8 protein-coding genes are annotated in these 9,255 nt (G+C 62.6%); 6 read left to right on the top strand and 2 right to left on the bottom strand.

What is annotated here, in order from left to right; genetic code table 11:
• The 5 genes from LB577_RS32725 to LB577_RS32705 all read left to right on the top strand — a co-directional run.
• Positions 1-398 (top strand): hypothetical protein (locus LB577_RS32725; RefSeq protein WP_224690520.1); only part of this gene is annotated, 398 nt, incomplete at its 5' end.
• A gap of 643 nt (positions 399-1,041) precedes the next feature.
• The gene (locus LB577_RS32720) at positions 1,042-3,333 is read left to right on the top strand and encodes a peptidase domain-containing ABC transporter (protein ID WP_224690519.1); all 2,292 of its coding nucleotides are present in this window, start codon (positions 1,042-1,044) and stop codon (positions 3,331-3,333) included.
• A gap of 32 nt (positions 3,334-3,365) precedes the next feature.
• Positions 3,366-4,772 carry an HlyD family type I secretion periplasmic adaptor subunit gene (locus LB577_RS32715; protein ID WP_224690518.1) on the top strand — a complete coding sequence of 469 codons (1,407 nt, stop codon included), beginning with the start codon at positions 3,366-3,368 and terminating at the stop codon, positions 4,770-4,772.
• Positions 4,773-4,819: 47 nt separating this feature from the next.
• A complete protein-coding gene (locus LB577_RS32710; protein WP_224690517.1) occupies positions 4,820-6,577 on the top strand; it encodes a tetratricopeptide repeat protein in 1,758 nt (585 codons plus the stop codon).
• Positions 6,574-6,942 carry a hypothetical protein gene (locus LB577_RS32705; RefSeq protein ID WP_224690516.1) on the top strand — a complete coding sequence of 123 codons (369 nt, stop codon included), beginning with the start codon at positions 6,574-6,576 and terminating at the stop codon, positions 6,940-6,942. Before LB577_RS32710 ends, LB577_RS32705 begins: the two co-directional genes overlap by 4 nt.
• Before the next feature lie 1,042 nt (positions 6,943-7,984).
• Here the strand turns inward: LB577_RS32705 and LB577_RS32700 are convergent.
• Together LB577_RS32700 and LB577_RS32695 are read right to left on the bottom strand one after the other, a co-directional pair.
• Complete coding sequence (locus LB577_RS32700) at positions 7,985-8,188, bottom strand: hypothetical protein (protein ID WP_224690515.1); 204 nt, start codon at positions 8,186-8,188, stop codon at positions 7,985-7,987.
• A gap of 284 nt (positions 8,189-8,472) precedes the next feature.
• On the bottom strand, positions 8,473-8,742 hold the full coding sequence (locus LB577_RS32695; protein ID WP_224690514.1) for a hypothetical protein: 270 nt from the start codon (positions 8,740-8,742) through the stop codon (positions 8,473-8,475).
• 193 nt (positions 8,743-8,935) lie between these two features.
• On the opposite strand from LB577_RS32695, the gene LB577_RS33365 reads away from it, so the two are divergent.
• Positions 8,936-9,073: a hypothetical protein gene (locus LB577_RS33365; RefSeq protein ID WP_318013571.1), complete on the top strand. Its 138-nt coding sequence runs from the start codon at positions 8,936-8,938 to the stop codon at positions 9,071-9,073.
• Positions 9,074-9,255 lie beyond the last annotated feature (182 nt).

Genomic DNA, 9,255 nt, shown 5'->3' with positions numbered 1-9,255 from the left:
GCGACCGGTGCCACTGGTGCCACTGGTGCTACAGGCTCGACCGGAGCGACCGGCTCGACCGGAGCAACCGGCTCGACTGGTGCTACTGGCTCGACCGGAGCAACCGGAGCGACTGGTGCTACTGGTTCCACCGGCGCAACTGGCTCGACCGGAGCGACTGGCTCGACCGGTGCTACTGGCTCGACCGGAGCAACCGGAGCAACTGGCTCGACCGGTGCGACAGGCTCCGCCGGTGCGACAGGCTCGACCGGCGCTACTGGTTCGACCGGTGCGACAGGCTCCACCGGAGCTACTGGTGCGACAGGCTCGACTGGCTCGACCGGAGCAACCGGCTCTACAGGCCCGGGTGGTCCAACAGGCCCGACAGGTTCAACCGGCTCGGGTGGTGGGACCGGTGACCATGAGCATGGCAACAATGGTGGCGGCAACGATCCTGACGGAAGCGACAGCAGCAACCCAGGAAAGGGACATCCCAACGATGGTACTGACAACGATGGCTCGGCGGGTGGCGGTCACACCGCCAATGTCACGGCCAACTCGCTCGGGCTCAAGGACACGACGCAGTTCCTGAAGTCGGGCTCGACCGACGGCAGCGGTGATCATGCGTCGTTCCGCAATCTGATCGGCCTGGCCGCCACATCGGTGTCGACAGACCTTCTTAACGTCCTCAAGACGATCAGCGGATTTGGTCAGAACCAGAACAAGCCGTCGGGGGCGAGCACGGATCTCACCTCGGATCAGGCAAAGCCTGGGGCCGGCTCCGTCAGCAACGACCACACGGTCAAGACGACCCTGAAGGATCTCTTGAAGCCGCATGAGTGAGCATTGAATGGACCAGTGACGGAGACTGATCCAGATTTGAAACACGCGGGGCCTCGCTCAAGAGCGGGCTCCGCGTTGATCATCTCGAAACAGGGAGTGGCATGACAGTCGCGCGGCCGATCGGTTCGGAGTACAATACGAAGTTCTGGGAAACCTCGGCGGACACGCCGAGGACCGGGCACTCTTGAATCTTCGCCCTGCGTACCGGATGAGAAGGCCATGGTGAACCTCCCCGCTAACACCCAAAACCAGCCGGTCTCGATCCGCGCTGTCGAGGCCACGGCGGACCAGGCGGGCGGCCAGAACACGGCGCGGCCTCCCGGCGGTCCCGCCGAGCACGATCAGGTCGGGCCGCGCCTCAAGGCGGTATTGCAGGCTGCCCGCTATCACGGCGTCGAACTCGACCCCAATGAATTGAGGTCAGCGACCGCTGTTCCAACTGCCGTCGATCTCTCGGAGTGGGCGCAGAACGCCGGCATGTGGTCACGCGCCATCCGCGTCCGCTGGTCCCATCTTTTGCGCTTCCAGGACACCGGACCGGTCGTCCTGCTGTTCAGCGATGGCGGCGCGGGTCTGCTTACCGGGGCGAGTGCCGAGCGCAATATCGTCTTCCTGAAGAGCGCCGACGCGCCCGAGGACGGCGAAGCCATCCCCGTCGACGAGCTGCGGTTGTCGCAGGTGTGGACGGGCGACGCGGTGATGCTGCGCGCAACACGGTCCCAGGTGGCTGCGGATGCGCCCTTCACCTTGCACTGGCTTGCCGAGCTGGTGCGGCTGGAGAGCCGGCCCCTGCGCGACATCGCCATAGCCTCATTCACGCTGAGTGTCCTCACCATCTTACCGCCGCTCATCGTCATGACGCTGGTCAACAAGGTGCTGCAGTTCAACAGCGTCTCGACGCTTGTACTGCTGTCGGCGATCATCGCCGTGGTCTTCGCCTACGAGACGCTGCTCGGCCACGCGCGCCGGCTCATCATCAACGTCGTCGGCGCTCGTCTCGACACCAAGCTGCAATTGCACGTCTTCAGCCGGCTGCTGCGCCTGCCTCTCGACTATTTCGAGCGTCATCCTGCCGGCGAGACGATGTACCACCTGGCCCAGGTCTACCGCATCCGCGAGTTCCTGACCGGAAAACTGCTTAGCACGTTCCTGGATCTGATCACGCTCTGCGTGCTGCTACCAGTGATGTTCTACATCAACGCCACGCTCGCCTGGATCGTGGTGGCCTGCGCGGTCGTCATCCTGCTGATCATCCTCGCCTTCCTCAAACCGCTGCGTCGAAGATACCAGCGCGTGGTCGAGGCCGAGACCTGGAAGTCGGCGGCGATCGGCGAGACCGTCGTCGGCATCAAAACGGTGAAGGCACTCGGCCTCGAACCGCAGCGCAAGGCGCTCTGGGACGAGCGGGTGGCGGAAGCGGGAAAAGCGCGTCTCGCCTTCGGGCAACTCGCCAGCTGGCCACAGACCCTGGTCACGCCGATCGAACGGCTGATGGTGCTGGGCACCATGCTGATCGGCGCCTATCTGGCGATGAACGACCGCTCGGGCTACATGGTCGGCGGCCTGTTCGCCTTCATGATGATCTCCCAGCGCGTCGCACAGCCGCTGGTTGGCCTGGCGCGGCTGGTCGAAGACTACGAGGAAGTTGGCGCTGCGATAGGCGAAGCGGCCTCCGTCCTGAACCGGCCCCTGGAGACCAGCTCGAATTCAATCGGCCTCAGGCCAAAGCTCGTCGGCGAGGTCAAGTTCAGCGATCTGACGTTCAGCTATATCGGCACCAAGACACCGGCGCTCGACCGGGTCAGCTTCGACATCCCGGCAGGGACCATGTTCGGCATTGTCGGGCGCAGCGGGTCGGGAAAATCGACCATTGCCCGCCTGCTGCAGGGCATCAACCGCGACTATAGCGGTTTCCTTAAACTAGACGGCGTCGACCTCAAGGAAATTAACCTTCGCCACCTCCGCCAGGGGCTTGGCGTGGTCCTCCAGGACAATTTCCTGTTCCGCGGGTCGATCCGCGATAACATCATCGCCGGGCGCCCAGGCCTGACGCTTTCCGACGCCATGCGTGCCGCGCACCTCGCGGGCGCCCAGGAATTCATCGAGCGAATGCCAAATGGCTACGACACTTACATCGAGGAAGGTTCGCCCAATTTGTCGGGCGGTCAAAAACAGCGGCTGGCTATCGCGCGTGCCCTGATCCACGATCCGACCATCCTCATCCTTGACGAAGCGACCAGCGCACTCGACCCGGAGAGTGAGGCGATCGTGAGCGCTAACCTCATGCGTATCGCAAGCGGGCGCACAATGATCATCGTTTCGCATCGGCTCTCCTCGCTGACAGAGTGCGACCAGATCCTGGTCATGGAGCAGGGCAGGGTTCTCGATGTCGCCCCGCACGCAACCCTGCTCGAACGATGCGCGCTCTATCGCCAGTTGTGGGCACAGCAGAACCGACATCTCGACGGCCACCAGGGTCGCCCGGTCGCCATCCTGCCGCGGTTGGTTTGACGATGTCGCGCTTCGCCAGAGATTGGTAGCCCATGAGTAGCACCTCGCTCACCACCCGCCCGGCTCGCTGGCATCGCACGCAAGCGGACGATCCGACGACCCCAGCCATACTCGAATTCCAGTGGCCGTCGACGGCTGTGGCCAACGCACCCATTCCGCGGGCGGCGCGCGGCATCGTCTGGGCTATTTTCAGTTTGGTCATCGCGCTGATCGCCCTGGCAGGACTGATACCAGTCGATCAGGTTGTGACGACCAGAGGGCTCGTAATCTCCAAGTCGCCCAACATCGTCGTCCAGCCGCTGGAGACAGCGATCGTGCGCTCGATCGACGTTCGCGAAGGACAGCACGTGCTGGCCGGTCAAGTTCTTGCTCGCCTCGATGCCACCTTCGCCTCGGCCGACCTGGCGGCGCTTGCGATGCAGGTTTCGACGCTTGAAGCCGAAGTGGCGCGGTTGAAGGCGGAAGCGGATGGCAAGGCCTTTAACTATGACGGCCTCGACCCAAGCTGGACCTTGCAGGCATCGATCTTTGAGCGTCGCAAGGCGGTCTACGACGCCAAGATCGAGAATTTCGACCGCCAGCACGACGAACTCAGTTCCGCAATCTCGCGTTCGCAATCGGACGCCGAGGGCTACCGCCAACGGCTCGCGGTCGCGGCCTCGATTGAGGATATGCGCAAGCAGCTCGAAGCGAGGCAGGTGGGCAGTCGCCTCAACACACTGCTCGCCGAGGACAATCGCGCTGAAATGTCCCGGGCGCTCGGCAATGCCGAGCAGACAGCAGAAGCCGCAAAGCTCCAGCAGGCGGCGGTGGCTGCCGAGCGCGACGGCTATATCCAAGGTTGGCGAGCGGATGTCTCGCAGAGCCTGTCGGAGGCCAGTTCGCGGATATCCGACGCTCGCGAACTTCTCAATAAGGCAAAGCTGCGCAAGCAGCTGGTCGAACTGAAGAGCGAAGCAGACGCCATCGTCCAGTCAGTGGCGAAGGTCTCGGTCGGCTCGGTCTTGCAGTCAGGCGAGCGCTTGATCACGTTGGTGCCGGCCAATGCGTCGCTCGAGATCGAGACAAACATCATCGGCCGGAGCAGCGGCTTCGTCCATGTCGGCGACCAAGTGGTGATCAAGTTCGACACCTTCCCCTATTCGCAATACGGCCTCGCCCACGGCACCGTACGCACGCTGAGCCCCGATGCCTTTTCGGCGCAGGAGCAAGTGCGCGATCCAAACAGTTCCCTAGCCATGCTGCCTTCGGACGCCGAGCCGTTCTATCGCACGCGCATCTCCATCGACCAGGTGGCCCTCCACGGCGTACCAGCCGGTTTCACCGTCAGCCCCGGCATGCCCGTGACTGCCGACGTCAAGGTCGGCCGGCGCACGGTGCTCAAATACATTCTTGGCGTCATGCTGCCAATCGGCCAGGAGGCAATGCGGGAGCCTTAAAGCTCGGCGCAAGAGGCGGCAAACGGAGTAATCTAGGACTTGGATCGATGACAATTCTGGATCGGCTGACTGGTCTCGCCAACCCGAGAGCTGCCTTGCGCCGGGCGATCCAACTCTGTGACAGCGGCAAGCCCGCTGAAGCCTTTCCGCTCATGGCGATCGCCGCGCGTGCTGGGATCGCCGACGCCGAGTTTCGGGTCGCGCGTTGCTATCTCGAAGGTTCGGGCGTGCCGCCGAGCCGCATGGAGGGCGCGCGCTGGCTGCGGCGGGCGGCCAACCACGAGAGCGCCGAAGCGCAGGCGCTGCTCGCCGCACTCTACGTGGCCGGGCTAGCGCCGGCGGAAGCCGATGGCAAAGCCCCTGGATCGGAGCGCTTGTTCGAACGAGATTTCTCGGGCAAGCCGGACTTCGCGGCAGCGCTCGACCTTGCCACCAAAGCGGCCGAGGCGGGCTCGGCAACAGGACAGGCGATCCTTGGTTATATCCTGACCAGCGGCCCCAAACCGAAGCGCGATGCTGATGCGGCGCACCACTGGTACGAGAAGTCGGCTTTGGCCGGCTGCGCCGAAGGGTGTCTGGGCCTTGCCCTATCGCTGGCCCGGCGTGGCAAACGTGAAGACCGGATCAGGATTGCGGACGAGGTAAGACGCGCGGCGGACGCCGGCCTCCCGACCGCAACCTATCTTCTCGCGGTCCTCACCGAGCACGGGCTCGGCGTGGTACGCGACATCACTGCAGCCGCTCAATTGTATCAGGCTGCCGCAGAGAAGGGCCTTCCCTCCGCCCAGTTCCGGTTGGGCCTAGCACTGATCGAGGGTGGGCTCGTCGACCATGATCCCGCTGCCGGAGAGGTCTGGATGCGGCGTGCCGCCTTGGCCGGCAACATCGAGGCGGCCTCCCTCCTTGGCGACCGTTATGCGAAAACGCAGCCGCCGGATTATGCGGAGGCTGCAACCTGGTATCGACGGGCGGCCGAAGCGGGTCACCAGCCCGCTGCCCGCGCTTTGGCGTCTCTCTACCTGACGGGGAACGGCGTGGCACAGGACGTCGAAGAGGGGGCACGCTTGCTGCGGGCGTCCGCAGATGGCGGCAATCAGGAAGCACAGATCGACCTCGCCAATCTCATCCTCGGAGGTGGCGGCGAGCCTGGCGACCGTGCAAGCGTTGCCGGATGGTTCGAGGCGGCCGCAACATCGGGCGATCTGGTCGCGGCATTCAATCTTGGGCTCTGCTTCGCCAAGGGCATCGGCGTCCGCCAGGACGAGGGGCAAGCGGCGCAATGGTTGAGGCGCGCGGCCGAAGGCGTACCCGAGGCGCAATATATGTACGCCCGCCTCCTTCAGGACGGGCGCGGGGTGGCGGCCGACCAACCGCGGGCACGCGTCTTGTTTACGCGGGCGGCCAGTGCCGGCGTGCTCGACGCGCAGGTAGCGCTTGCCGAGATGCTGCTCAATGGGCGCGGGGGCTCACGCTCGCCAGAGACCGCGATGCAGCTGTTCGAGCGGGCGGCCGACGACGGTCACGCAGGGGCCATGTTTGCGCTTGGCGCGCTGTACGCGTCCGGCCAGGGCCTGCCGGTCGACCAGACGGCGGCTCAGAAATGGTTCTCCGCCGCCGCTGAGCGTGGGCATGGTCAAGCTCAACTCATGCTCGGGCGGTATCTCTCCAACAGTCTCGCCGGGGAGCACAACCTAGTGGCCGGTCGCCTTCGGCTTGAGCGCGCTGCTGCGCACGGTATCCAGGAAGTCGCCAACGAACTGCCCATAGCGCATGACCGCTTTTCACCTCAAGGAGCTAACAGATGATAGATGAGGCTGATGCAACGTTGGCGCGGGCACTTACGCAAGAGTTCCTGGTCGCATGTGAATTGCCGTCTTCGATCGAGTCCTACGAGCTCTTCGCGAAGAAGGTCATCGCGGCTGCACGGGCGCGGGATGAAAGATGGGAAGATATTTCATCTGCGCCCAAGGACGGAACCAGGATTCTCGTGCTTTGCCCCCATGCGCGCATCTTTTCGGATATTCATATCGACTGGTGGTCGGATGGCCCTGGCAAGCCGCGCTGGGCGCAGTCAAGCCCGAACGAGCAACCGAAGTTCTGGCGTGAAATCCCAGCCGGGCCGGGGCAAAGTCACGACCTGCCCGTAGGAAAACGCAACCGCCGTCGCTGATTGTGGGCTGCTACAGATCCTCCCGACGTTTCTCGTAAGATCCGGCGCGAGTTCCACAATGGTAAGGAGGCCATCGTCCTCGTTCCCGCAGGCCGCAACCCTCGCCCGACGATATCACGAGAGGCTGCAACTGGCTTGCGTTTTGGGCCTGTAGCTCGGCGTCACCGACGCAATGGGTCGCACGGTCGAGCTGCGACGTGGCCCTCTTGGCGTCTCCGAAGACGTTGGCTGAGACTGGGGATGATGACACTGGTGCGCTCGTCAGCTTGCTCAGCAGAGATAGAAGAGCATCGCGCCACCTGACGCGCTGAATGGCCGCTATCCAGCTCACTGAGGATGATTGGAATAGACCAGCCGGTTACCGATGTGCCCGCACGCTCCTCGAGGCACACCCGCAATGGCTAAGCCGTTTGCGTATCAAAGCCACGTGAGCGTCGCGACCGTGGGCATCATCGCGCCGGATAGCCGTATCCAGTTCAGCCAGATCATGCCGTGGAGGCTGCCACCTTCCAGTTGATCGACCATGCAGGCATATCGAAGGCGTGGTCTCAATGATCGTGTAGGACACGGCGAGGCCGCTGTAAGGATGTCCCGAAACGGAGCAACCGCGTTTGGCACCGCAATTGCTTGTTCTGAAAGACAAGCGGGATACTTCCTACATGACCGAAAGTGATCCTAAGGTTGGCTGCAATCGATGCAAAGTGCCCCTTACTGGTGTCACTGGGTCTCAAGGGTCCGACCTGTTAGCTTGCCCCAGTTGCGGCCTCTCGGACACTTACGACAATGTCATGCTTGAACTTGATCAGCGCACCGCGGAAGCGCTTTCTCGTGCGCTCTGCCAACCCGTCCCGCCAAAGGCGTATCGTTTCGCACTGCTATTTCGGGCAGGGACGCGATAGGCTCAACACAAATATCGACCTCGGAATTGTGCGGTGACAACTGATGATTGGGGGGGCCGACACGGCCGGCTGAAGACGAACGAACTCCGTAAGGTTGATTATCTTGGCGCTTCATAAGGCCTAGATCGGAACTTAGCCTTCTCTCATGGTTCTCCTTTCGATGTGGTCGAACCTGGGATCGGTAGCGCGATGGCTGTGTTGGCCTTTAATTTCATCCATTGCCCGAGGATGACCCCGGACGAAATATTAGTCGAGGTTTTGTCGGTGACAGCGTGCTTGCTGTTTTTTAATGTTTTTGCGACCAACCGCCCAAATCGATAGGCCGCAGGGGCGTCGTTGAGGAACATTAGTTATTTCGAAAGGTTGGGATCACGCGCCCGGATGTCGCTGCTTGGCATCCGAGCAGGCTGGTGCGGCAAACTCAGCCGGCCCGCGTCATCGGTCCCTCCGTGGCGCGGGCTTTTTCTCAGGTCAGGAGAGGCGGAGGGTGGTCTTATTGTCTTGGCCGCCGAACAGTTGTCGCCACAAGCCCACGGCTTAGTTTCCACCCTTCATGCAAAAGAGTTGAACCTGATCGCGGAAATCATTGATCGCCTGCTGCTTGTTTTCTTCTGTGTTAAACCGGGGCTGGTCATACGCCATCATGATTCATTGCCCGGAAGCCATTCTTGCCCTCGGCTCCAAATCCGGCGCCGTTCATCTTTTCAAGCACCGTCTGCAATGCCATGCCGTTTTGACGAGCTTGCATGACGGCTTCTGCTGCATGGCCCACATTCGCGCAGGCCTCATCTGTGGACATGGCAATGACCGGGTGAGCGGCCATGCCGAAGCAAAGACAAAGTGCGGTCGCCCACGAAGCTTTCTCAATTTGCCCTCCCTTTGATTTCCCCAGCGTTAGCATTGCCCTGCTCCAGAATCATCGCATGGGCCAAGGTATCAAAGTCGGCGATACCGTCGCGATCACTGCAACCGTGCGAAAGCGGGTCACGGGTGATCGCGTGAGTGTTCTGATCCCTTCCTACGGTCAGCCGCACTCGATCGTAGACAGCACGCCATACATAAACAGCGGGCAGAAAATCTAGCTGACCGGCGAAGTGGTTCGCGTCGACGAAGATACGGTGACGGTAGGCGGCAAGGATCTGGGCATTACGGTAAAACACAGTGCCGTGCGGCTCGTCACCAGCTATGTGGCGCCGAAGCGCAAAACGCCGCTTGTCGATAAGCCGACGTAAAACGGCGCCAGCGCACGTTGTCCCTAGTCTCTGTCCTACGCCGCGCTTCCTGCCCGCGACGCCTGGCGACAACCCTCGCTGCTGCGACGATTGAGGTGCAAGTCACGATCCCGACATTTCGCCGGCGCCGCCCTCCTGATGCCCCTGCCGGTTAGGCCCCGTGCTTACTGGCCCGCCCGCCC

The sequence above is a fragment of the Mesorhizobium sp. B283B1A genome (genome assembly GCF_020165735.1).
In the GTDB taxonomy this organism is placed as follows: Bacteria; Pseudomonadota; Alphaproteobacteria; order Rhizobiales; family Rhizobiaceae; genus Mesorhizobium; species Mesorhizobium opportunistum.
The sequence above is the reverse complement of the archived record's forward strand: the minus strand, read 5'-3'. Positions and strand labels throughout refer to the sequence as shown.

Coding starts and splice junctions, on each gene's coding strand:
- LB577_RS32720 (WP_224690519.1), top strand. CDS start 1,042: ATGGTGAACCTCCCCGCTAACACCCAAAACCAGCCGGTCTCGATCCGC.
- LB577_RS32715 (WP_224690518.1), top strand. CDS start 3,366: ATGAGTAGCACCTCGCTCACCACCCGCCCGGCTCGCTGGCATCGCACG.
- LB577_RS32710 (WP_224690517.1), top strand. CDS start 4,820: ATGACAATTCTGGATCGGCTGACTGGTCTCGCCAACCCGAGAGCTGCC.
- LB577_RS32705 (WP_224690516.1), top strand. CDS start 6,574: ATGATAGATGAGGCTGATGCAACGTTGGCGCGGGCACTTACGCAAGAG.
- LB577_RS32700 (WP_224690515.1), bottom strand. CDS start 8,188: ATGTTCCTCAACGACGCCCCTGCGGCCTATCGATTTGGGCGGTTGGTC.
- LB577_RS32695 (WP_224690514.1), bottom strand. CDS start 8,742: ATGCTAACGCTGGGGAAATCAAAGGGAGGGCAAATTGAGAAAGCTTCG.